This is a genomic window from Pseudomonas sp. A (assembly GCF_056270345.1).
The window spans coordinates 3,856,134-3,880,798 of the sequence record NZ_CM149873.1; the positions used below are offsets into that span (position 1 = coordinate 3,856,134).

General features: G+C 62.1%; 11 protein-coding genes. All 11 read right to left on the minus strand.

Features of this window, described 5'->3' with window-relative positions; translation table 11 throughout:
- Positions 1 to 316: 316 nt before the first annotated feature.
- The gene (locus tag AC0MAZ_RS17255) at positions 317 to 901 is read right to left on the minus strand and encodes a hypothetical protein (protein ID WP_475858689.1); all 585 of its coding nucleotides are present in this window, start codon (positions 899 to 901) and stop codon (positions 317 to 319) included.
- Positions 902 to 2,022: 1,121 nt separating this feature from the next.
- On the minus strand, positions 2,023 to 2,535 hold the full coding sequence (locus AC0MAZ_RS17260) for a hypothetical protein (protein ID WP_475858690.1): 513 nt from the start codon (positions 2,533 to 2,535) through the stop codon (positions 2,023 to 2,025).
- A gap of 139 nt (positions 2,536 to 2,674) precedes the next feature.
- The gene (locus AC0MAZ_RS17265; protein WP_475858691.1) at positions 2,675 to 2,911 is read right to left on the minus strand and encodes a hypothetical protein; all 237 of its coding nucleotides are present in this window, start codon (positions 2,909 to 2,911) and stop codon (positions 2,675 to 2,677) included.
- Between the two features lie 371 nt (positions 2,912 to 3,282).
- Complete coding sequence (locus AC0MAZ_RS17270) at positions 3,283 to 3,597, minus strand: hypothetical protein (RefSeq protein WP_475858692.1); 315 nt, start codon at positions 3,595 to 3,597, stop codon at positions 3,283 to 3,285.
- 5 nt (positions 3,598 to 3,602) lie between these two features.
- Positions 3,603 to 3,977: a hypothetical protein gene (locus AC0MAZ_RS17275; protein ID WP_475858693.1), complete on the minus strand. Its 375-nt coding sequence runs from the start codon at positions 3,975 to 3,977 to the stop codon at positions 3,603 to 3,605.
- A gap of 64 nt (positions 3,978 to 4,041) precedes the next feature.
- A complete protein-coding gene (locus tag AC0MAZ_RS17280; RefSeq protein ID WP_475858694.1) occupies positions 4,042 to 4,674 on the minus strand; it encodes a hypothetical protein in 633 nt (210 codons plus the stop codon).
- 7 nt (positions 4,675 to 4,681) lie between these two features.
- Positions 4,682 to 19,711, minus strand: a complete 15,030-nt coding sequence (locus tag AC0MAZ_RS17285) for a two-partner secretion domain-containing protein (protein WP_475858695.1) — start codon at positions 19,709 to 19,711, stop codon at positions 4,682 to 4,684.
- Positions 19,712 to 19,734: 23 nt separating this feature from the next.
- The gene (locus AC0MAZ_RS17290; protein WP_475858696.1) at positions 19,735 to 21,444 is read right to left on the minus strand and encodes a ShlB/FhaC/HecB family hemolysin secretion/activation protein; all 1,710 of its coding nucleotides are present in this window, start codon (positions 21,442 to 21,444) and stop codon (positions 19,735 to 19,737) included.
- A gap of 206 nt (positions 21,445 to 21,650) precedes the next feature.
- Positions 21,651 to 23,069, minus strand: a complete 1,419-nt coding sequence (locus tag AC0MAZ_RS17295; RefSeq protein WP_062360297.1) for a short-chain fatty acid transporter — start codon at positions 23,067 to 23,069, stop codon at positions 21,651 to 21,653.
- A 196-nt stretch (positions 23,070 to 23,265) separates the two neighbouring features.
- Positions 23,266 to 23,922, minus strand: a complete 657-nt coding sequence (locus AC0MAZ_RS17300; RefSeq protein ID WP_050705131.1) for a CoA transferase subunit B — start codon at positions 23,920 to 23,922, stop codon at positions 23,266 to 23,268.
- A 35-nt stretch (positions 23,923 to 23,957) separates the two neighbouring features.
- Positions 23,958 to 24,656, minus strand: coding sequence for a CoA transferase subunit A (locus AC0MAZ_RS17305; protein ID WP_050705130.1), 699 nt, complete (start codon positions 24,654 to 24,656; stop codon positions 23,958 to 23,960).
- Between the last annotated feature and the right edge of the window lie 9 nt (positions 24,657 to 24,665).

Below are 24,665 nucleotides of genomic sequence, written 5' to 3' on the forward strand. Positions count from 1 at the left end.
ACTCATATTTGGCAAGCCGAAACGAGCCGCATACCTGTCAGAAAGTTCATTAGAAGACACTAACCCAGCCCCTCAATGCTTTGTAAATATCTTGAACATTCGTCAGCTTCCCCGTCACAACCTTGCCTACAACATTCCAAACAACTTGTTTCGGCGGGCCATCTACTCTATTTTCTATCAGCAAAATGGGACAGCTTTATTTCCCCACTCTAATTTTTACCGCCCCTGCATGACTGCTAGATCCCTTCATCTGCAGGGACCGAAATTAGAGCAGAGAAAATAAATCCACCCCCTTTTCCTTGCCCCTTTATTCCAGTCATATAAATCGAAGCTTCCAATAGTCATTACCCGCCACTATCCAATACCGCTCGCTAGCAGGAATCAAAAAGCTAAAATCAAAGCATTCAGCAGTCCAACCTGGATAAGCTAGACTTTCATGAGCGCGCACATCATCCATATGCATAAAAATTTTCCTGTCAAAATTTATGTAGAACCTAGGAAATCTGGAGTGAATAATATTGACCTGTTTATACAGAGCGGGGGTCAAACCCTCACCGGTTAAAAAATAATATTCAACTTTTTCAAAAACCTCAGGATCCGCCCCTATGAAACCGTCCAACTCCTCTGGAGAAATTATTTTTCCATTCGATATATTCAAATATTGCGGAAAATTTTCCGCCGTCATTTTTAGGATACCACCTCTAAAGTCTTTACATGACTGCTCATATTGCTCCTGGGTTATATAGCCATCTTCAAGATAGGCACGGTAGTCTTTTTCCGCATCAAGAGAGAAATTATATTTCTCATCTACAACCCAGTAACATTTTCCAGAATGCACAAAAAAACATAGACTTTTCTCCCCACGCCAAAGATCATCAAAAACCGTCTGACTCATCGTCATTTCTTGAACTCCTTTAAAAACTCATCTTGCGTATAAACCCGGGCGTTACTCGAACTCTTTTCGAGAAGCGCCCCCAAACTTCAGGCAACTCAAGAGAGTAACCAGGCTGATCTTTGTCTACTCTTTTCAGCGCATTAGGGTCCTTCGTTATTCCAGCGACAGGCCGCTGAGGTATTACTTTTTCCATAATTTTCTTATGAAGGCTAGCATCAATGTCAAAAACCACCACAGAACCATCTGGTCGCTTATTCGTCAGGTAGTACGTGGCATAAAAAAGGGGACAGATTTATTTTCCATGCTCCAACTTCAGCGCGCCCCGCCTCCAACGCCCAACCTCCTCACCGAGACCTTAAGCACCAGGCTTCGCCGTCGCCTTGGTCATGCAACAGCAGAGATTAAAGTAGAATAAGTAAATCTATCCCCTTTTCAGCCCACCCCTTTCAATCTTTCCACTTCGCATCAAACTCAACGAGAACGCCTGCAAACCTATACCCTATAGCCCACAAGCCTCATGTGTGCAAGCACCATTTCATCGAATACTTCGTCAGACACCCCCCTATTCGACCTGGCACTCTTCCAATTCCAAACAACCGGAAGAATTTTACTATCCAAGAGATCGCACTCCCCAAGAAAAATATTAGCCAAATCATATTTATCCAATCTTGGATTTTTCTCCAGCACTCTATTTAGCACAACGCTTGGTAGCATCCCGCCCAGAATTTGCGCCAACAAATCGTTATTTTCCGAAAGTAGCATGGATCACCCCATTAACGTCCTCAACTTTTAAGACCTTAATATACCCATACTTCTGAGACATCCGACCAGCCCACGTATTCAAAGCAGCATTTTCTTTTGTCATTCCATTCGCGACATTCTGTAAATACTGAGCAAAAAGGGGACAGATTTAATTTCCATGCCCTAACTTCTGCACGCCCCGCCTCCAGCGCTCGACCGCCTCACCGATACCTTAAGCACCTGGCTTTGCCGTATCCTTGCCATGCAACAGCAGAAATTAGACTAGAACAAATATATTTGCCCTTTTCTATTTAACCTCGCTCACTCATCTACCGGACAATTTTCAGCTCAACAATTGAAGGACCCCCTTTATACCGACCGGCGACTTACAGCTTGATAAAGGGAAAAACCTCTCTAAATGAATTCTCGATATCGAATGATGCTTCAAGGTGAGCAAGTGCTTCGATCGGAATTAAAGGCATATCGCAAGGCTCAAAACCTCGACGAACTGCAACACCATACAAAGCATACTCGTCAATATCCGAATGCTCCCAACAGGGCACGAAGCCAATTATCTTATACACCTTAAAAATTTCATCCTGAAACTCCATCAGGTCATATATATATGCCGGAGCTTTATCCAGCGATAACGCTTCAGCACACCAAACATTGAGCTCTTCTTTGCTGATAGCCCCACAAAACAGGTAAGTAATGACGAAGGCCATCAGCTCATCACTAAAAATATCAAACTCAATAGATTTCACATTCCACCCCCATAGCTTCTCCGCCAATATGTCCTGTCTTTTTATGAACCAATTCAGGAACCAACTGCATTCGCCCGCTATCTTGATGGTGATGCCAAGTATAGCCATGAAAAAGGGGACAGATTTATTTTTCACACTCTAAATTTCGACTTACCCCGCTTCCAGCGCTAGACGTCCTCACTAGTATCTTCAGCATCAGCTTCGTCGCCGTCTTGGCCATGCAAAGGCAGAAATTAGAGTAGAAAAAATAAACCTGTCCCCTTTACGCTTAATACTATCCCTCAATTGAGTTCTTTGCGAGTATTATTGAATCTAAAAACCCAGCCAAGGGAACCTTCAGGATTGAGCTATTTAAGTCAGCAAACACCTCAATCTCTAAACTACCCACTCCTTGTTCCTGATTAACTTGCGCTATCGGCTCCCCTCTGTACTGGATTTCAATAGTCAACTTCTCGTAACGACTATCGCTAAATCCAATGACCTCAAAGTCAGGATTACTATTAATTTTCATGGCTGCACCTTTGGATCTAAGAACCCAGACAATGACCCATCGCTATTGAACCGAAGCCCTCTACCATCCAGAGCTCTCACCTCTAGCCCACCTCGCCTCAAATTTTTATAGCTTGCATCAGGATGCTTGAGGATTTCATTAACAATTCCTTGGGCGGTAGCGTTTTGTTTTCCAAGCCCACCTGACAGCTTAGGGAATGTCCCCGTTGAGCGCTGCCCAGAAGCATGTTTTGTCAGTGATCTAGTGGCCTCTGTGAGACCTTCCTTGTTAATAGGATTTGCAGTAGCTGAGGCTAGGTCATCAACAGTGCGACCGCCGAAGTTCTGCAACGCACTGGAAGTTGCTTTTGCACCGACTAGCCTTGGTGTCCGTTAAAAAACCTCATGCCTCAGCAACTTAAAACCACCACCTTGGCTAATCAATTTTTCTATATCAGCTGAACGATTTGTAGCGTTTATATAGAGCAAGACTTTATAGCTCGCGTAGTTCTGCTCTACTGGATAGCCGTCCAAAGGATCAACATTCAATTTTAAAACAAAATTCTCTGAATCACTCCTACCCCACATATAGTAGACACCACCCTGATAAGAGCTATCCCTTTCCTCAAAAATCTCTCCCAGCGCTCTTTCCACATCACTTCTCGCCGACAGAAGACATGATTTTTCCGCACCGTAGAGATCATACACAATAGTCAATTCGGTAACACCGCACTCGGAGCACGACTTGCGGCTGTTGCCGCAGAGTCATAGATCATAAAATTAATTTCGCGTCCTGTTTGGGCGCTCATCTTACTCGACAAATCTTTCAGGCCAAGGGCTTGCAAGTCTCTTGCACTCAACGGGCCCGTACGAGTTCCACCACTCCTCAAACCTATTCCTAAGGATTGAGCGCGTTGCAAAATTTCTGGACTTGCCAGCGCAACATCAAAGTCACTCACCCCGCCAACGTCAAATGCCTCCCCAGTTTTAAAATTTTTTCCTGTTACGGCACTTCCTTGAAGAATTGGCTCTACATTTTCATAGCCAGCACGTGCCAAACCATCTTGCGTATCTGTGCCAAAGCGCACGAAATCATCTGCATTTGAAAAACCTTTTGGAATTACAGCCCCTTTTGCACCGAGGCTATCGCCCTTATGTCACCGGCCTAAAATCATCAATCGTCTTGTTTTTCTCTTTCAATAGAAACGCAACGAAATCGGGATTGAAAACCATCAAAAACTCAATAGCATCATAAATTTTCCAGCGATGTATTTCGGGATGATCAATTATGGCGACAAGGTGCTTTTCAACAAGAGGCACATATTCTGAGTAGTTTTCACTACTCGCGAAATCAAAAATTTTGGCTATTTCAAACGGTTCACTACTCGCCAAAGCAATGATTTTCGATAGAGGGGAATAGATCTGGACTCTCGCAGCCTCAATATCTCCACGATCAGCCACGTTGGCAAAATACCGAGTCACAGCCAAGAGTATTTGGTGATAAGTGTCGTCGTATCCGTGTAGTCGATGGAAATAGACTCCTTCGATGCCCCCAGGTTTGTCCATTCTCCCCTCCAAGGCAATCAACCCTTCATGGATGCCCCAACTGGTCAGTAACTTCGCAGCCAAGAAGTGCTCCTCATCGTTATTCGCATGACGAAGCAAATCCAGCACGGCGTCAATTCTATCCTGTGGAATATCCTCTGGATCCAAATCTCCTGCACTCACGGCATAATCCGCATGTTTTGGAATGTGATTCAAAAGTTCGTATGTTTTCGGCTCCATAAAAAACCTATTTTTTTACCGTTTTAATATAGTCGGCCGGCACACAACCCTTGATCAAACACTCACCATCGCGCGTAGCGTTCCCCAAATCTCTCTCTGCGTTAATCAACGAATCTTTGTTATTTCGAGATGGGTTGTTTGTATACCTTGCACGAGCCGCATCCACTTTCGATTGCAATTCTGCTGCCACCTGTTGGTTCGTCAAAAACTTGGTATCTGGAAGTACACCGGAATCAATGTCCTTCTGCAAGCGCTTTACGTCGATCTCAATTTTATCGGTGCCATAATTTTTCGGCTTCGACGTTGCACTTGGATCAGTAACAGATATATACGGCGAATTCTCAGGATTACCACCACGCACGTGCGTTTGGACGCTACCAGTCCCATTGATGTTGGGTGGAACCAAATCGCCGTTTTCATTGATATACGCTTTGGGTTTGCCGCTTCCGTTGACTGTTGCGCTGAAATCGTTATCGCTGCGCACAACGATCTGACTTGGCCCTTTTGCACCACCAAAGCCTGACGTACCCGCCTCCGGCCTGGATGCAATGATATCCCTTTCCGCCGCCGCCAGCTCAGCAAGGTTCCCCCCCACCTTCGGCTTGAGTCCTGACTCCGTATAGAAGTACAGCTTCCCGTCCGAAGCAAGGTATTCAAAGCTGCCTGTCCTGCTGTTGAATACGGTCTGGTATCCATCCAGCTTGGCCACATTGGCGCCAACCCCACTGGCATCGCGATACCAGGCAGGTAGCCCGGCCACCTCTCGAGCTGTAGCGCCCGCACCAACCAAGGTGCCCGCCTTCGCTGCCTCCTCGCTGGCGGTCAGCATCCTGGCAACCTGCCCCAGTTTGGCCACCCGATTGACCGCGACAAAGTTCATGTAGAACTGCATCTGCCAGTCCATCTCGACCCTTGCCGCTTCCTCGGGCTTGCCCTGCAGACGCAGCAGGCTTGACTTGACCTCCGCATCCTGCTTGGCCTGCAGGAACGACTTGACGACGTCCTGGGGATTGCTGGCCGAGCTGATCAGTTGATGCAGGATGCCGGTCGTGGTGCGCTCAGGCTGTTTGACCAACCCCTCGGCCAGCCCGGCAAGGTCCTTGAGGAAACTACCCAGGGCGTCGCCAATGCCTTTGCCCGCACCGACGGCGTCAGCGCCCAGGTCGACCTTGCCGAAGTTCAGGTTCTTCTGGTAGTAGTCGGCCCCCTTGCCCTTCAGCATGAACTCGCCATACAACGTGTCATCATTGAAGGCGACGCTGTGGTTGATCGCGTAGGCATTGAGCAAGCCGAGCGTCTGCTCCGTGGTGTAATGCTTGTCCGGGTTCTCGATTACCGGTACGTCACCCGTGGCCTCGGGCACGTCGTAACGCTTGGCCAGTGGCGTCAGTGCCTGGGCCAGATACCTCATGGTGACGGTGTCGATGACCAGGCCTTCCTTGGTCAACATCTCCTGCCATTGTTTGTCGGTGAGGTAGGCGAATGCCCGGGCCATGCGTTGCTCGGCCTCTGCGGGGCTGATGCCCTGCGCCTTGGCCAACGCCTCGGCCTGGCCCTTGATCAGGCGCATTTCGTCCGGGTGCGCCTGACGGTTGTACTGGTCGGCCATCTGCGCGACCCACGAACCCTTGTGGATATCGCCCCCGGCCAAGCCGGCCGAGGTCATGCCGATCAGCTGGGCGAATGCCTCTCGCAACTCAGGCTTGGATGCGAAACGCTCCTTGAGCACACCGGCCATGGCCTGGCTGGCCCCCGCCGCCACGGCACCCGTGGTGAAGTCGCCCCCCGTCGCCGAAGAGATGGCACCACCGGCCAGTGCGTGCAGCGCGGTGCGGCCAATCCCCCCCTCTTTCCACATCGCCGCGGTGCTGTTGTCCTTGGCCGACTCCGCCAGGCTGACCTGCTTGTCGGCATAGGTCCCGATGTTGTTGAAGGCCACTGCAGCCGCGACGGTCGCCGCTTGCGAGACCAGCCCCTGGAGCAGGTTGTCGCTGAGGCTGCCGCCATTGACCGCCGTCTTGACCAGCCCGGACGTCAGGCCGATGGCGCCGGCATGCAGGCTGAAGCCACCGATACCTTCCAGGGTGCCCAGGTTGAAACCATTGGTTTTGCTGAACGCCGCATCGGTGCCGCGCAACGCCGGGGTGATGAACTTCTGCGCCAGCCCGGCGACCGCCATGGAAATCGCGGCATTCTTCAGGCTGTCCTTGCTGAACGTCTCCTTGAGCGCCTTGCCCAGGTTGCCCTTGTTGTTGATGGTGCTGACCGCGCCGGTAGTCGCCAGGCTGGTGGCGCCAGCCAACGGCGCACCTGTCAGGCCCAGTCCCGCCGGGCCCAGGGCTACGGCCATCAGAATCGCGATGGCCAGCTGGGCGGCCGGGCCAAGGCCCGAGTTGTTGTACTTGAAGCTGGTATGGATCTCCTGCACCTGGCGCCAGTCGACGCCGCCTTGCGCTTCCAGGTCCTTGAGCCAGGCCAGCTTCGGATCGGCCTTGACCATCGCGTCGATGGACTCATGCACCGACTGCTGGTTGACCTGTCGTACATCCGCGCGAATCTTGCCGACGGCGTTGATCAGTACTTCGCCCTGGGCCACCAGTTCGCTCTGACGCAAGGTTTCGTCGCTACGCCCCTTGCCCTTCATGCTGAACCAGCCAGCGTTGGACTTGCTCTTCTCGTGGCTCTCGTCGTGCAGGTCCTTGACCCCTTCGAAGGTGATGTCACCCCCGCTGTCCAGGGTCAGGTCGTCGCCGCTGGTGAGCTTGGCCACCTGGTAACGCTGGTCGCCGCCACTTTCCAGGGTGAGGTCACCACCGGTGCTGATCTCGCTGCCGACATGGCGCACGTCGGTGACTTCATCGCGGCGGGTCTTCTTCTTGCCCCAGCTGCCCTTGCTCTTCTTGTCGTACAGCGAGTAGTCGCTGTCGGTCTCGGCCAGCAGTTCCAGCTGGTCGCCGGCATAGAGGTAGGCCTCGTCGCCGGCGCTGACGCGACTGGAGATCAGCTTGAGGTCCTCGCCAGCGCTCAGCGAAATGTCGCCTGCGGCGTTGACGCGGGTGCCGACCTGGCGGACATGGTCCTCCTGGCGGGTGACTTTCTTGGTCTTGGAGTAGAAGTGCTCCTCGTTGGCCGCCGAGGACAGGGTCATGTCGTTGACGGCGCTGATGGCGATGTTGCGCTTGGCATCCAGCTCGCTGCCGATGGCAGCGAAGTCATTGCCGGCCTTCATGCCGATGTCGCGCCCGGCGCTGATCTGCGAGCCGAACTGCTGCACCGAGCTGCTGCGATTGTTATGGCCGTTCTGGTAGCTGTAGGTCTGCTCGGCCGAGCCTATCAGCAGGTCGCGACCGGTGCGCACGTCTACGTCGCGGCCAGCCTGGAGCATCCCGCCCACGTTCAGGAAATCACGGCCGATGCCCAGTGACAGGTCATTGCCAGCCTCGATCCGCGCGGCGTTGTCGAGACGCCCTTCGGTAACGAACATGCCACCCAGCATCGTCTGGGTGCGCTCGTTGATCAGGTCGCCAAGCACGGTGTTGAGGGCGACGTCGCGCCCACTGATGATGCCACCGGCGCCATTGAACAGGGTGCCGCCGGCCAGCAGGTCGACCCGGCCACCGGCCTGGATCAAACCGGCATTGACCAGGTCCTTGCCGGCGCTGGCCGACAGGTTGTTGCTGGCGCGCAGGGTACCGCTGTTCCTCAGGCTTTCGCCGGCGACCAGGTTGATGTCCTTGCCTTCGATCAGCGCCCCGGTCGGCGCCAGTCGATCATTGGCATGGGCCAGGTAGAGCACCGGCACCAGTACCTGCTCGCCCTTCACTTCATGCTTTTCGAGCCAGACGATGTCCTTGGTGAGCGCCGCCACCTGGGCGGAGGTCAGGGTGACGCCCAGCGACAGACCCAACTGCTCGCGGCTGGCCACGGCGTTGTCCATCAGGTGGCGATACAGTGCCTCGTCGGAGGTCTGGCCATCGATGAAACGCTTGCCGGTGCGGGCGGTCACCGCCTGCTGGATCAGTTGCTGCTCGTAATACCCATCGCCCAGGCGTTTCCAGCTCTGGTCCGGGTCGTAGCCGAGGTTGCCGAGCAGGTAGTCCGAACTCATGAACTGCTTGAGATCGGTGAGCACCGGGTCAGTCTCGACCAGGTACTTGTGCGGCTGCGGCGCGCGGCTGTTGGCTGGCAGGCCCTGGACCCGGGCGATGGTCTGCGGACTGACCGCCGTGGCGGCGCTGGACACCGTCTGCGCCGCAGCCATGCGCACGTCCTGCGGCGCCGGCGCGGTGCCTGGCTGGACGATCGGGGTGGCGGTGTTGCGTTCGAGCGGAACGGCGGAGCTGCCGCCGCTGGGGCGGCTGATGTCCAGCGCGGCCAGGCCGGGGCCGCTGACCTGGGTCTGCTCCAGCGGGGTGCCGGCGCCGATCTGGGTGCGGCTCGGCAGGTTGTCCGGGCCCTGGGCCTGGCCCACCGCCGCGACACTGGCCACATCGGCCCGGTTGTCCAGGCCAAGGCCCTGGCGCTGGTTGGCCGCGAGCTGGCGCTCGGTGCCCTGGATGGCGGTGATCGCGGCGATGTCCACCGTGCGCCCCTGGACCACCGGCAACAGTTGCTGGCGCTGGGCCAGGTCGATGCTGGCGCCGCCCAGGGTCCAGTTGCTCGGCGCCGGCGCGGCGGTGCTGGCACCGGCCTGGCTGGCGGCATCGGCGCTCAGGCGGAACAGGCCGGTACCACCGGTGGGCAGAGTGAAGCCGGGCAAGGTCAGCGGGTTGACCTGGCGCTGGGCAAGATCAGGCGGCAACTGTGCGTTGATCTTGACGACATTGTTCCTGACCTGGCTGGCGGCCTGGGTGTCGACGCCATTGAGTGCCAGGCTGGAATAACCGGTGTTGCTGCGAGTCACGCCATTGTTCAGGGTCTTGGTGGCCGTAATCGACACCAGACCTCCCGCCTGGATCACCGCACCGGCGGCAACGCCGGTGTTGATCTGGGTTTCAGTCTTCGATACCTCTTCATAGGCCAGCAGCTGCGCAGGCAAGGCGTAACCGGAATTGGGCCGGTAGTAGGGGTTGGCCTGGCCTGTATCCTGCTCCCCCATGCCGAGGGTCTCTTTAGCGACATCCTCCCGGCCACGACGCTTGTAGATGTATTCGAACTTGGTCTTGGAGTTGTACTTGGCGTATTCGGCGACCGCTCCACCGGTACCAACCAACCCCCTCCAGACCCCGCTTCGCTCACTGTCGTTCGGGTTACGGAACTGGCGTGTACGGATCAGACTCTCGGTCGAGGCGCCCTCGTTGTTGAACGTATCCGCAGCGATGTTGATCGACGTTGCCGCGCTGATCGAACTGTGCTTGTTCTCGAATGCCCCGGCCTGCACGCTCAGCGCGCCGCCGGTACTGATCGATGCCGCAGGCGAATCGCCTGTGGTAATGCGCTCGATCTCCTCGCTCACGTAATAGTAGAGGTCGTAGTATCGACCCTTGCAGTTCAGACACTGGTACTTGATGGTCCCGGAGATCAGCCGCTCGTTGACCGCGAAGTTGTCACGCTTGTTGCTGAAGGTATCGGCATACAATCCCATCGCCCCGTCACTCTGCAGCGTGGCGGAAACGTTCTCGATCAGGCTGGCCCGCCCCTGCGCGGCATTGGCAGCCACCATCAGGCCGCCGAGGCTGTATACGGTGGCGAAGCGGTTGGTGAAGCTGCCGGTCAGCAGACGCATGTCGCCGCCGCTGGAAATCAGGCTCTGGCCAGCGGCGCTGCCTTCGTTGCGCAGTACCTGGCTGACCAGGTCGAGCTTGCCGGCGCTGCCCACGGTGCCGCTGTTGCCGAAACTGCCGGCATTCAGGGTCATGTCGCGACCCGAGGTGATCCGCCCCTGGTTGATGAAGGCGCCGCCACTGCTGACCTGTACATCGCCGGCACCGGCAATGCGCCCGCCGCCCAGTACCTGCACGCCGGCGGCGCTGAGGTTGAGGTTGCCCAAGCTGGTGGCCTGCCCGCTGCCGGCGTACTGGCCGCTCAGGGCCAGGTCGAGCGTGCCGTTGCTGGCAATCAGGCCGTTGTTGGTCCAGTTGCCGCCGCGGCCCACCAGGCTGGTGCTGGCCAGCAACTGGCCGCTGCCGGTCAAGTTCAGTTCACCCACGTTGACGGTCAGGCGCCCGGCCTGGACCGCGCTGCTGTTGGTCCAGCTGGCGGCGTTCAGGGTCAGGCCACCCAGGGTGACGATATCGCCGCCGGCATTGCCCAGGTTGGCCATGCCGATCTGCAACTCCCCTGCCCCGCCATGCAGCAGGCGGCCGCCACCGTTGAGGAAACTGGCGGCCTGCAGGGTGAAGTCCTGGCTGGCGACTTCCAGCACGCCATTGCGGTTGTCCAGCACGCCAGCCAGTTGCAGCGTGGTGGTGCCAGCGCTGCCCAGGCTGCGCAACTGGCCGCCCTGGTTGTTCAGGCTGACGGCGCTGAGGCCGATGCGGGTATCGCTCTCGACGATGCCGCCGACGTTGTCGAAGGCGCCACGCAGGGTGAAGTCCAGCGCCTGGCCGGCCAGTTGACCACCGGCGCCGTTGTCCAGGTCGGCGGCGTCGATGTTGACCTGGCCCAGGGCGTACAGGCCGCCACCGCGGTTGTTCAGGTTGCCGGTATGGATTTGCAGCGTGCCGGCTTGCGCGGCCAGGCGGCCGCCGCTGTTGTCCAGGCCGCCCAAGGCGATCAGCTTGAGCTGTCGCGCCTGCAGCGTGCCACCCAGGCCGCTGCGCAGCAGCCCACCGACCTGGGCATCGAACAGCCCCTGCAGGCTGGCGAGGATGCCGCCCCGGTTGTCGACGCTGGCCGCCTTGAGCAGCAGGTTGCCGTCCTGGGCGATCAGCTTGCCGCCCTGGTTGTCGACAGCGCCGCTGGTGACGTCGACGGCGCCCTTGGCCTGCACGATGCCGGCCTGATTGCTCAGGCTGGCGGTTTTCAGGGTGATGGCGCCGGCCTGGCTGTAGAGCAGGCCGTCGCGGTCGTTGTGCAGTGCGCCAGTGAGGTTCAGGCCCAGCGCCTGGTTGGCGGCCAGGGTGCCTTTGTCGCTGTTGTCGAGGCTCGCACCGTTGAGATCGAGGTAGGTCCGGCTGATCAGGCTGCCGCCCTGGTTGGCGATGGCCGCGCCGCCGCGAATCTGCAAGCCGCTGCTGGCCAGCAGCGTGCCCTGGGCATTGTCGAGCTGGCTGGCAAGGTCGAGGGTCAACGTGTTCAGGCCGACCAGGGTGCCGCCGCGGTTGTTCAGCGCATTGGCTTGCAGGCTGAACGCGGCACCGGCGTCCACGCGCCCGCCCTGGCTGTTGTCCAGGCTGCCACCGCGCAGGTCGAGCTGTTGCGCCCCGGTGCTGGCGAGATAACCGCCCCGGTTGTCCAGGCCAGCAGCCTTGATGCGTAGCTGGCCCAGGCTGACCAGTGCCCCCCCGGCACTGTTGTCCAGCGCTCCGGCCAGGGTGATACCCAGGTCGCCGTCGCGGCTGGACAACGTGCCGTTGTTGCGGTTGTCCAGGCTCGCGGCATTGACGGCCAGGCCCTGCCAGCCGGAGACCAGGCCGCCCTGGTTGATCAAGGAAGTGGCGCCCAGGGTCAACTGTTGGCTGCTGATCAGCCGGCCATTGCTGTTGTCCAGCGTGCGCGCGGCGAGGCTGAAGCCCAACGGACTGGAGATCTCGCCCTGACGGTTGTCGAGGTCGCGTAGGTTGCTCAGGGTCAGCTGGCCCTTGGTGTGGATCAGGCCAGCGCGGTTGTCCACGTCGCCGCCGGCGATGCCCAGCAGCAGCGCCAGGCTGCGCTCACCGAGCAGACGACCGCCCTGTTGGCTCAAGCTGTCCGCGCTCACCTGCGCGGCGCCCTTGGCGGAGATTTCACCGCCAGCATTGCGCAAGGCGGCCGCGCCCAAGGTCAGGCTGTCGAGGCTGTTGATCAGCCCGTTACCGCCATTGTCCAGCGTCCCGGCGCTGGTCAGCGCCAGGTGCGAGGCGGCGAGCAGCTTGCCGCCCTGGTTGTCCAGGCCTTTGCTGGTAACGTTCAACTGCCGGCTGGCGCTGATCTGCCCGCCCTCGCGGTTGATCAACTGACCGTCAATATCCAGGGTCAGGTCGCCACGGCTGGTCACTGCCCCGCCGCTGTTGTCCAGGCGCTGCGCCTGGACCGACAGGCTGGCGGCGGCGATCTGGCCCTTGACGCTGGTCAGGGCGCGTTCGACCACCAGGGTCAGCCCCTGCTGGCCGAGCAGCTTGCCGTTGCTGTTGTCCAGGGTCGTGGCGGCCAGGGCGAAGGCCTTGGCGCTGGAGATCTCGCCGCCGCGGTTGTCGACCTCGGCAAGGCGCTTGAGCAGCAATTGGCCGGGGGTGTTGATCAGGCCACCCTGGTTGTCGAGCTGGCCGTGGTTCAGGTCCAGCTCCACACCCGCGTCGGAGTACAGGGTGCCGCCGTGCTGGCGCAGGCCGTTGACGTTGGCGACCAGCGCCTGCCGGGCGGTGATGCGTCCGCCGCTGTTGTCCAGCAGGCCGGTGTCGATTCGCAGCAGGCTGGCGCTGGTCAGGCGTGCGCCGGCCTTGTTGTCGAGGCTGTCACTGGTGATGCGCAGGTCGCCCTTGGCGCTGACCAGGCCCGCCTGGCCGTTGTCCAGGTGCATGCCGCTCAAGGTGATCTTGCCATCGCCCAGCAGCTTGCCGCCCAGGTTGCTCAACGCGCCCTGGCTGGACACGACCAGATCGCCGGCGCTGGACACTTCGCCACCGGCATTGCTGATGCTGGCAGCCGCCAGCGACAGCGCGCCCTCGCTGGCAATCGTGCCCTTGTCGTTGTTCAGCGCGGCGCTCAGTTGCGCACCGATGCCCTTCTCGGCGCGCACCTCGCCCTGAGCGTTGTCCAGGCTGGCCCCACGCAGGGTGAGCCGGTCTTCGCTGGCAATCAGCCCAAGGCGGTTGAGCAGCGTCTGCTGCTCGACCGTCAGTGCCCCCTTGGCCTTGACCAGGCCGCCGTCGCCATTGTCCAGGGTCAGGCCTGCGAGATGAACGACGCCCTGGCCAGAGATTTCGCCATTGCGGTTGTCCAGGCTGACGGCCTTGACGTCGAGCAGGCCGGTGGCGGCCAGCAGGCCCTTGGCGCGGTTGTCGACTTTATCGGCGGTCAGGTCCAGCACGCCGCTGGCCTCAACTGTGCCGGCCTGGTTGTCCAGCTCACCCAGTTGCGCGCGCAGGTCGGTCCTGGCCGACAGCTTGCCCTTGCCGTTGAGCACATTGGCCGCCTCGAGCAGCAAGCGGGCCTCGGCCGAGACGATGCCCAACTGGTTGTCGAGCCGGCCCTGCACTTTCAGGTCGATATCGCTCAGGCTGTTGAGCGTGCCCTCGGCATTGTTCAGGGCATTGGCGCGCACCAGCAGGTGGCGCGCGCTGATCATGCCGGCGACGTTGTCCAGCTGTCTGGCGATGCGCAGGGTCAGGCCCTGGCTGCCAAGCAGCTTGCCGGCGCTGCTGTTGTCGAGGCTGTCGGCAACCAGTTCGTAGCCCTGGTTGCTGTTGATCTGGCCGCCACGGTTGATGACTTCGCCGAGGTTACGCAGCAGCAACTGGCCTGGGCCACGGATCAGGCCATTGCTGTTGTCCAGCCGGCCATGGTTGAGGTCGAGGCTCAGATCCTCGAGGCTGAACAGTTCGCCGCCCTGTTGGTCGAGGCGGGAAACGCTGGCCAGCACCTGGCGCCCGGCGATGCTGCCGGCGGCCTGGTTGCCCACCGTGGTCGCGACGAGGTCCAGGCGCTGGCCGCTGCTGAGCAGGCCACCCTGGCCGTTCTCCAGGGCGCCGGTGCGCACCGTGCTGTTGCCTTCGGCGGTGATACGGCCCTTGTTGCGGTTGTCCAGGCTGGCGGCGCTCAGTTGCAGTTGGCCGTCGGTCTCCAGGGTACCGCCCTGATTGTCCAGCGCCGTGGCGCTGGTCACGCTCAGGTCGCCCTTGCTGCTGACCTTGCCGCCCTGGTTGAGCAGCGTGACGCCCTCGAAGGTCAGGCTGCCACTGCTGTCGATCAGGCCTTTGTGGTTGTCGATCACGGCATCGCGCAGCGGCTGGCCACGGTCCTCCAGGACAACCAGCAGCGAGCGCCCGGCGCCCAGGCTGCCACCTTGGTTGTCCAGGCGCGCGCCACGCAGCTCGACGTCGCGACCGGAGACCAGGCCCTTGTTCTGGTTGACCAGCCGCGCCACGGTCAGGGCCAGGCGGTTGTCGGCGATCAGCCGGCCGCCTTCGCTGTTGTCCAGTTGCTCGGCCTGCACCAGCACCTGCGCCTGGCTGGCCACCCGGCCGCCTTTGTTATCGATGTCGCCCACCTGCAGGTCGACACCGGCATTGCCAACCACCACGCCTCCGACGCGGTTGTCGAGGGCGGTACCGCGCAGCGTCAGGCTGCCTTCGGCGACCAGTTCGCCGCCCTGCTGGCGCAGCGTGCCGACGCGGGCATCGAGGTTGGCGCGGCTGGCGATTCGCCCCTTGCCGTTGTCCACTTCCTCGGCCTCGAGGTCCACTGCCGCGGTGGCGCTGAGCAGGCCTTCGCGGTTGTCCAGGTGCCGGCCTTTGAACACCAGGGTGCCGCTGCTGCGCAGTACACCGTTGCGGTTGTCCAGGGCATCGACGAACAGTTGCAGTTGGCGATCGGCGTGCAACACGCCTTTGTGGTTGTCGGCGCTGGCGCTGCGCAGGGTCAGCAAGTCCTTGCCGGACATCACCCCGCTGCGGTTGTCCAGGCGACCGAGCAGCAGTTCGATCAGGCCCAGGGCGCGCAGTTCACCGCCCTGGTTGTCGAGCAGGCCGCCGACCTGCGCCTTGATCCGGCCATCGCTGGCCAGGCTGCCACCGACGCGGTTGTCCAGGCTGGCGGCGGTCACCTGCAGGTCCTTCTGTGACAGCAGCGTGCCGTTGCGGTTGTCCAGCGCTCCCTGCACGGTGAGCAGGGCCGCCTGGTCGCCGATGATGCCGCCGTCACGGTTGTCCAGGCTGCCGGCCTCGATACGGGTGACCGCGCCACTGGACAGCTCACCGCCGACGGTGGCCAGCGCGCCGCTCACTTTTACGCTCAGGCCATGCTCGCCACTGACCGTGGCGTCATGGTTATCCAGGCTGGCCGCACTGACTTCGACCCGACTACCGCTGACCAGGCCATTGACGTTGCGCAGCACCTCGGCGACCCGCACCACCAGTGCCTGGTCACTGCGCACGCTGCCATCGCCGTTGTCCAGGCTGGTCGCCGCCAGCTCGAAGGCCTGGCTACTGGAGATTTCGCCGCCCCGGTTATCAACGCTGCTCAAGCGCTTGAGCAGCAACTGCCCGGCGCTGCGGATCAGTCCGCCCTGGCTGTCCAGATGGCCGCCGGCAAGGTCCAGGGTCAGGTCGCCGTCGCTGGTCAGCTTACCGCCGCCCTGCTGGTCGAGACGCCCGACGTCGACCAGCGAGGCGCCGTGGGCGCCGATGCGGCCATGCTCGCTGTTGTCCAGCTCGCCGGCCTTGAGGGTCAGCGTGTCGCCACTGGTCACGACGCCCTTCTGGCGGTTGACCAAGGTGTCGGCCGTCAGGCGTATCGGGCCCTTGCCGGTGAGCAGGCCCTTGTCGCTGTTGTCCAGGCGCTGGCCGGTGAAGGTGACGGCCTGGCCGCCGTTGACCACGCCGGCGCGATTGTCCAGCTGACGGGCTTGCAGGGCGATGTCGCCCTGGGCGGCCAGACGGCCCAGGCGATTGTCCAGATTGCCGCCGAGCGTCAGCGCCAAGCTCTCACGGGCCTCGATGACACCGCCTTGGTTACCCAGGCTCGCCGCCTGGAAGTCGAGTACCTGCCCGGAGATGCGCCCCTTGGCGTTGTCCAGCGCCTGGGCGATGCGCAGGGTCAGCGACTGCTTCGAGAGCAGCTTGCCATCCTGGTTGTCGAGTGCCTCGGCGGCAAACGTGTAGGTCAGATCGCTGGATATCTCGCCGGCGCGGTTATCGACCCGTACCAATTGCTGCAACAAGAGCTGGCCCGGCGCATTGATCAGGCCGCCCTGGTTGTCAAGCAGACCGTGGTTCAGGTCAAGGAGCAGGTCCGCGCCGCTGAACAGCTGACCGCCGTTGGCCTGGCGCAGGCCTTTGATACGGGCGACCAGCGACTGGCCGGCGTGGATACGCCCGGCGTCGGTGTTGTCCACCTGGCCGGCGCTCAACTCGAGCCCCTGTGCCGCGTATATCTGCCCGCCGGCGTTGACCAGGCCCGCGGTGCCGACCTTTGCCTGGCCCTGGCTGCTGATCTGGCCTTGGTCGTTGGCCAGCGAACCGCTGTCCAGTTGCAACTGCTCGGCGGCCACCACGGTACCACTGCGGTTGTCCATGGCCCCTACGCTGGCAACCGTCAGCTGGCGGTCACCCTGCAGGCGCCCGGCACGGTTGTCGACGCTGCCCGCGCTCAACGTCAGGTCGGCGGCGCTGATCTCGCCACGCTGGTTGTCCAGCGCGCCGTCCAGGCGCAGCCGGGACGCCTCGCGCGCCTTCAGCTTGCCGTCGGTATTGAGCAGATTGCCCGCCTGCAGGTCCAGGCCCTGGGCCGAGACCAAGCCACGGGTGTTGTCCAGCAGCTGGACGACACGCAAGGTCAGCGCCTGCTCGGAAAGCAGCTTGCCGTCCTGGTTGTCGAGGCTGTCGGCAGCCAGGCTGAAGCCAAGCTGGCTGGAGATCTCGCCGCGGCGGTTGCCAACCGTGGCCAGGTTGCGCAGCAGCAAGGCGCCCGGGCTCTGCAGCGTGCCGCCTTCGTTGTTCCAGTGGCCACGGGAGAGGTCCAGGGTCAGGCCCTGGGCGGCACTGATGCGCCCCTGGCGATTGTCCAACCCGGTGCTGGTCAGCAGCAGGCTGCCGTTGCCGGCGATCTGCCCCTCCAGGTTGACCAGGCTGCCGGCCTGTAGCACGAAGGCCTGCTCGGCCAGCAACCGGCCACGGCTGTTGTCCAGCTGGCCGGCGACTGTCAGTTGCAGGCCGCCGCGCGCCTGCACGGTGCCGTCCTGGCTGAGCAGGGTCGCGGCGCTCAGGGTCAACTGGTGGCCAGCGATCAGGCCGGCGGTGTTGGCCAGTTGCCCGGCAATCTGCACCCGCAGGTCGTTGCCGCCGAGCAGCTTGCCGGCGCTGTTGTCCAGTTGCCGCGCCACCAGCGCATAGGCCTGGCCGGCGGAGATCTCGCCGCCGCGGTTGTCGACGGTCCCCAGGCGTTGCAGGGTCAGTTGGCCCGGGGTGGTGAGCAGGCCGCCCTCGCTGTTGTCCAGGTGGCCGTCCGCCATGTCCAGGGTCAGCACCTTGGCGCCGTGCAACTGGCCCCCGCCGCGCTGGTCGAGCTGGCCGAGGCGCGCCGTGGCCTGGCCATCGCTGGCGATGCGCCCGGCATTGCGGTTGTCGACGCTGGCGGCCTGCAGTTGCAGGTCCTGCCCGGCAGCCAGGGCGCCGGCGCGGTTGTCCAGGCGCCCGGCGACGGTGATGTCCAGCGCCTGCCCGGCGCTCAGCCGGCCGCTTTGGTTGTCCAGCTGGTTGGCGCCCAGCGTGTTGCGCTGCGCCGACAGCTCGCCGCCGCGGTTGTCCAGGGTCTGCGCGGTGACGCGTTGGGCCTGGCCGGCGCTGATCAGGCCGTTCTGGTTGCCCAGGGTCTGTGTCGCCTGCACGGTCTGGTCGCGCCCCGCCAGCACCCTGCCCTGGGCGCTGTTGTCCAGGGCGGCGCTGGTGATCCGGCTGTCCTGCCCGGCACTGAGAGTACCGCTGCGGTTATCCAGCTGCCCTTGTACCGCGAGGTCCAGGTCGCGGCTGGCGACGATGCTCTTGCCGCTGTTGAGCAACTGCCCGCTGGCGATGCTCACGTCACCCTGGGCGTTGCGGCTGCCATCGGCATTCACGCCGGCCTCGATCACACCCTGGTTGGCCAGTGTGCCTGTGGCCTGGACGCTGATTCGGTTGCCGGCAGTGATCGCCTGGCGAGAGGTCAAGTCGGCACTGCTGCGCACCTCGACCTGGCTGGCGCCATGCACCGGCCCTTGCAGGTCGACGCCGGCGGCCTGCAGCTTGACTGCACCGCTGGCACTGGCCTGGGCCAGGCTCAGCTGGCCGTTGGCGTCCAGGCGGATATCGCCGCCACTGGCCGCCACGTCCCCGGCCAGGCGCACACCGACGCCCGCCTCGGTACCTACCAGGCGAATGGCGCCGGCGTACATGCCACCCAGGGCGCTGGAGTCGATGGCCAGGGCCGGCGCATCGGCCGCGTTGCCAGCGCGCGGTGTCGTGGCCAGGGTCTGGGCGTCGACATCGTTGCGCCCGGTGATGACTTTCAGTTCACGAGCGCGCAACTGCGCGTTCAGGCGCGCCGAGCGGGTGATGATGTCGAAGCGTTCGACATTGTCGGCATTCAACCCCGCCCCTTCCAGCGCCACGCTGCCGCCATCGACCTGATAGCCACTGAGCGCGCCACGGCCGTCGAGCACCGGCTTGCCGGTGCTCAGGGTCACTTGCGGCGTGTTGATGAAGCCACAGCCATCACAGGTGATGCCGTGAGGGTTGGCGACGATGACCTTGGCCGTATGCCCGGCCACTTCGGTATAGCCGCGCAGCTGGCTGGCGTTGGCGCCGTTGACTTCGTTGAGGATGACATTGGCCGCCGCCCCTTGCAGGTTCGGGTTGCCGACGATGATCCCGCCCAGCTGGGTGGCCTGGGTGCGCTCGGTGGCGTTGTTGAGGATCAGCCCCTGCTGGCCGACGTTGTAGTCGCTGAACTGGTTGTGCGACAGCCCGCTGCCGTTAGGCGCGGCGATGTTGATGATCGGCACGCCGTTGCCCGCCTGGCCGAGGCTGGTGCCTGGTCCGCTAACCACCACACCTTCGGCTGCCTGCGCCCACAGCGGCTGCCAGAACATCGCGTTGGCCAGCAGGAAGGCCAGGCCACGCTTGGGCAACCCGCAGAAATGCTCACGGGGCTGAATTTCGGCCGAGCGTTGGCGGGCCAGGAAGGCAAACAGGCGAACGTCCATGTCAGGTCTCGTGAATCAGGCGGTCAGATGAAGAAGTCCAGGCGGAAATACACCGGGCGTTCCTTGTCGGTCAGCACGTCGGGGCGTTCCAGGCTGTGGGCGAAGGTCACGCTGGCGGCCATGTGCTGGCCGCGGGCGAACAACTCCAGCGAATGGCTGCTGGCACGGCCGTGGTACTCGCCGTTGTAGCGATCGTTGCGGATCACCCCGAGGTCGTAGCCCAGGCCCAGGCCGTACTCGGCCACCAGCGGTTGCAGCAGCGGCCAGTTCACCGGGCGGGTCCAGCGCAGGTCGTTGCGCCAGTAGCCGCCGCTGTCGCCGGACAGTGACTGGTCCTTGAGGCCGCGCACCGACGACAGCCCGCCCAGGCTAATGCGCTGCGGGCTGAACAGTACATCCTCGCTGCGCTGGCCGGTGGCCAGGCTGCTGAAGCTCAGGCGCTCGCCGAAGAGCTGGAAACCCTGCACGTAGCTGAGCGTGGCGCTGTACTTGCGGTAGCGCGCCACCGGCTGGCCCGGGCGTGGATGGCCGTTGTCCTGGGCGTCGAAGGCACCGATGCCCTCCTGGGTGCCCAGGTCGAGGTTGACGAAGGCATTGCCCAGACGCCGGCCATGGTTGATGCCGAACTGCGCCTCGCTCAGGCGGTTGCTGCTGCCGGCCAGGCGGCTGTCCTCGATATAGTTGTTGGTGCGCAGGTGAGCCATGCCGGCATTGAGCGAGGTCTTGCTGGTGGCGTCGCGGTGCACCACGCGCTCGGCGCGCAGCTGGTGGTTCTGGCTGTCGCCGGTCTGCTTGAAGGCAAAACCGTTGGCCTGGGCCAGGGAGCGGTATTCGCTCTCGCTGTAGCTGTAGGTGAAGTTCCACCAGCCCCACGGCAGGTTGTAGAACAGCACGCCGTTCTTCGAGCCCTGGGTATGGTCGCTGACCACGTCATGACCGCCGCGCAGCATCAGCTGGTCGGCCAGCCCCAGTGGGCTGTCCCATTCCAGGCCAAGGTTGAGCATCTGCTCGCCGGTGCTGCGCTGGCCTTCGTTGTTGCGCGACAGCGAGGCGCGCCAGGGTTTCTGCTGGGTGTTGCGCACCAGCACTTCGCTGCCGCCGACGGCCTTGCCCGGGGTCAGCTCCATCTGCGCCTTGTTCGACGGCAGGCGGTTGAGCTGGTCGACCATCTGCTCGATCTCGCGCAGGTTCAGGCGCTGGTCGATATCGCCGGGGAAGGCCATGGCCAGTTCGCGGTCGCTCAGGCCGCTGGCCGGGTCCGGGCGCAGCCCTTCCAGGCGCCCTTCCACCACCAATACCTGCAGGTGCCCCGAGGACAGGTCCTGCTGCGGCAGGTAGGCGCGGCTGGTGACCAGGCCGCGCCCCAGGTAATGGTCGGTGATGGCCTTGAGCAAGGCATTGAGCTGGGTGACGCCCAGGCACTGGTCGATGAAGGGTTTGAGCAGGCGGTCGCGGTCGGCGGCGGACAGGCTGTCGGCGCCCTTGAGCTCGATGGTGTGGATGGTGAAGCAGCGGCTGTCGGTCGTCGGTTGCGCTTCACCGGGTTCGGCGGCCTTGCCGGGCAGGTTGCGCAGCTCTTCGAGGCGGCGCTGCTGCTCTTCGAGCAGACGGTCCTGGCGGTCGCGGATCAGGTCCTGGTCGCCGGGTGAAACGGCCCAGGCCGCAGGGCAGCACAGCAGGCTCACAAGCGCACAGAGGGCCGTTTTGCGCCCTGAAACTAGACGTCCCGCCATGACCGATCCCTGGTGAACAGTGCAAAGTGGCGGGCATACTATTTTGACATCAAATTGGCGTCAATTTGCCATCATTGAGTTTTTTGTAACACGGCTCCGCGTATTGAATGAAACCATTGAGATAGAGCCGTTTCGCTACAGAGAAAAATTTTCGCCCTGTCGCCGTGAACGACGTGGAGCTGCCGTGCAGCCCCACGACTTGGGCCCTACGGCATCACCGGCGGCACATACTGCAAAGTCGTGCCCAGCGCCCACAGCAGCACCAGCACCAGCGGCACATGCACCAGCAACTGCACGAACGAGAAGCCGATCAGGTCACGCGCCTTGAGCCCCAGCACGCCCAGCAGCGGCAGCATGTAGAACGGGTTGATCAGGTTCGGCAGCGCCTCGGCGGCGTTGTAGATCTGCACCGCCCAGCCCAGGTGGTACTGCAGGTCGTTGGCCACCAGCATCACGTATGGCGCCTCGATGATCCACTTGCCGCCGCCGGACGGAATGAAGAAGCCGAGCACCGCCGAGTACACGCCCATCAGCAGCGCATAGGTGTCATGGGTGGCGATCTGGGTGAAGAACACCGAGATATGGTGGGCCAGGGTCTGGGCATCCGCGCCCTTGACCTGGGTGAGGATGGCGGCGATCGAGCCGTACAGCGGGAACTGGATCAGCACCCCGGTGGTGGTCGGCACGGCGCGGGTCACCGCGTCGAGGAAGCTGCGCGGGCGCCAGTGCAACAAGGCGCCGAGCATGATGAACAGCAGGTTGTAGGTGTTCAACCCGGAGATCGCGGTGATCGCAGGCTTGGTGGCGAACTCCTGGTACAGCCAGCCGGCGGCCAGGGCGACCAGCAGCAGGATCAGGATCGGGCTGTATTCCAGCCACTCGCCGGGGCGGGTGCGCTGTGGCGAGGGTGGCGCGCTGAAGCTCGGGTCGACGCCGCAATCCTGGGCGCTGCGGGCGCTGTTCGGCCCCGGGGCGGTGGCATAGGCCACGACCAGCGAGACGACTACCAGCGCGGCGAGCATCACCCCGGACTGCCAGAGGAAGATGGTCTCAGTGAACGGAATCACCCCGGTGATCGACAGGATCGACGGCGGCAGGCTGGCCGGGTTGGCCTGCAGCTGCGCGGCCGACGACGACAGGCCCAGCGCCCACACCGCGCCCAGTCCCAGGTAGGCGGCGGCGCCGGCGGCGCGGTAGTCCATCTTCAGGTCGCTGCGCCGGGCCAGGGCGCGCACCAGCAGGCCGCCGAACACCAGCGACAGGCCCCAGTTGAGCAACGAGGCAAGCATCGAGATCAGCGCCACCCAGCACACCGCCGAGCGGCCGTTCTTCGGCAGCCGCGCCAGGCGGTCGATCAACCGGGCGGCGGGCGGAGAACTGGCCACCACATAGCCGCCGATGACCACGAAGGCCATCTGCATGGTGAACGGGATCAGGCTCCAGAAGCCATCACCGAAGGCCTTGGCGGTGTCGGTGGGCTTGCCGCCCATGGCCAGGGCGCCGAGGGACACCAGCATCACCGCCAGGGCGGCGAACACCCAGGAGTCGGGGAACCAGCGTTCGGCCCAGTTGGAGCAGCGCAGGGCAAAGCGGGCGGAGCGGCTGTCTTGGATATCAGCGGCCACGATGTTTTCCTTTTTTGGTTTTATTGGTGGATTTTTCAACAGGTATTGCAAAACCCCTGTAGGAGCGGCCTTGTGCCGCGAAAGGGCCGCGAAGCGGCCCCTCGATCTCAGCGCTGATGCCGAAATCGCGGGGCTGCTCTGCAGCCCTTTCGCGGCACAAGGCCGCTCCTACAGGGGGGCGGTGCGGTGCGGGTGATTAGAACGTCATTTCCTTTACATCGTCCGCCACGATCAGCTTGCCGGCGGTCTTCTCGATGATCTCCTCGACGCTCACGCCCGGGGCGGTCTCGCGCAGGATGAAGGCACCGTTTTCGATCTCAAGGTACGCCAGGTCGGTGAGCACCTTGCGGATGCAGCCGGCACCGGTCAGCGGCAGGCTGCACTTGGGCAGCAGCTTGGATTCGCCATCCTTGGAGGCGTGGGTCATGGTGACGATGATGTTGTCGGCACCGGCCACCAGGTCCATGGCGCCGCCCATGCCCTTGACCAGCTTGCCGGGGATCATCCACGAGGCGATGTTGCCCTGCACATCCACCTCGAAGGCGCCGAGCACGGTGAGGTCGACATGGCCGCCACGGATCATGGCGAAGGATTGCGCCGAATCGAAGATCGACGCGCCACGGCGGGCGGTGACGGTCTGCTTGCCGGCGTTGATCATGTCGGCGTCAATGGTGGCCTCGGTGGGGAACTCGCCCATGCCCAGCAGGCCGTTCTCCGACTGCAGCATCACCTCCATGCCCTCGGGCACGTAGTTGGCCACCAGGGTGGGGATGCCGATGCCGAGGTTGACGTAGTAGCCGTCCTTCAGTTCACGGGCGACGCGTTGCGCCATTTGTTCGCGGGTCAATGCCATGGTCAGGATCTCTTTGTTGTTCTTGAGGGCGGCGCTCAGGCCTTGACGGTGCGCTTTTCGATGCGCTTCTCGAAGGTGCCGACGATGACCCGGTCGACATAGATGCCCGGGGTGTGGATCTCGCTGGGCAGCAGCACGCCGGGCTCGACGATCTCCTCGACCTCGACCACGGTGATCTTGCCGGCGGTGGCGGCCAGCGGGTTGAAGTTCTGCGCAGTGTTGCGGTACACCACGTTGCCGTAGTGGTCGGCCTTCCAGCCCTTGACGATGGCAAAGTCGCCGGTGATGGACGCTTCGAGGATGTACTTGCGACCGTTGAACTCGCGCACTTCCTTGCCTTCGGCGACCGGGGTGCCGTAGCCGGTGGCGGTGAAGAAGGCCGGGATACCGGCGCCGCCGGCACGCATCTTCTCGGCCAGGGTGCCTTGCGGGGTGAGTTCCACTTCCAGTTCGCCGCTGAGCAGCTGGCGTTCGAACTCGGCATTTTCGCCGACGTAGGAGGCGACCATCTTGCGGATCTGCCGGTCTTCGAGCAGCACGCCCAGGCCGAAGCCGTCGACGCCGCAGTTGTTCGAGACCACGGTCAGGCCCTTGACGCCGCGGCGCTTGATCTCGGCGATGAGGTTCTCGGGGATGCCGCACAGGCCAAAGCCGCCGGCCAGCACGGTCATGTCGTCGGTCAGGCCCGCCAGGGCCTCTTCATAAGTTGCTACACGCTTGTCCAGTCCGGCCATGCTCAGTCG

Excerpts from the sequence above, each read along its gene's own strand:
- AC0MAZ_RS17255 (WP_475858689.1), bottom strand. The coding sequence starts at position 901 with ATGACGATGAGTCAGACGGTTTTTGATGATCTTTGGCGTGGGGAGAAA.
- AC0MAZ_RS17265 (WP_475858691.1), bottom strand. The coding sequence starts at position 2,911 with ATGAAAATTAATAGTAATCCTGACTTTGAGGTCATTGGATTTAGCGAT.
- AC0MAZ_RS17280 (WP_475858694.1), bottom strand. The coding sequence starts at position 4,674 with ATGGAGCCGAAAACATACGAACTTTTGAATCACATTCCAAAACATGCG.
- AC0MAZ_RS17285 (WP_475858695.1), bottom strand. The coding sequence starts at position 19,711 with ATGGACGTTCGCCTGTTTGCCTTCCTGGCCCGCCAACGCTCGGCCGAA.
- AC0MAZ_RS17290 (WP_475858696.1), bottom strand. The coding sequence starts at position 21,444 with ATGGCGGGACGTCTAGTTTCAGGGCGCAAAACGGCCCTCTGTGCGCTT.
- AC0MAZ_RS17300 (WP_050705131.1), bottom strand. The coding sequence starts at position 23,922 with ATGGCATTGACCCGCGAACAAATGGCGCAACGCGTCGCCCGTGAACTG.
- AC0MAZ_RS17305 (WP_050705130.1), bottom strand. The coding sequence starts at position 24,656 with ATGGCCGGACTGGACAAGCGTGTAGCAACTTATGAAGAGGCCCTGGCG.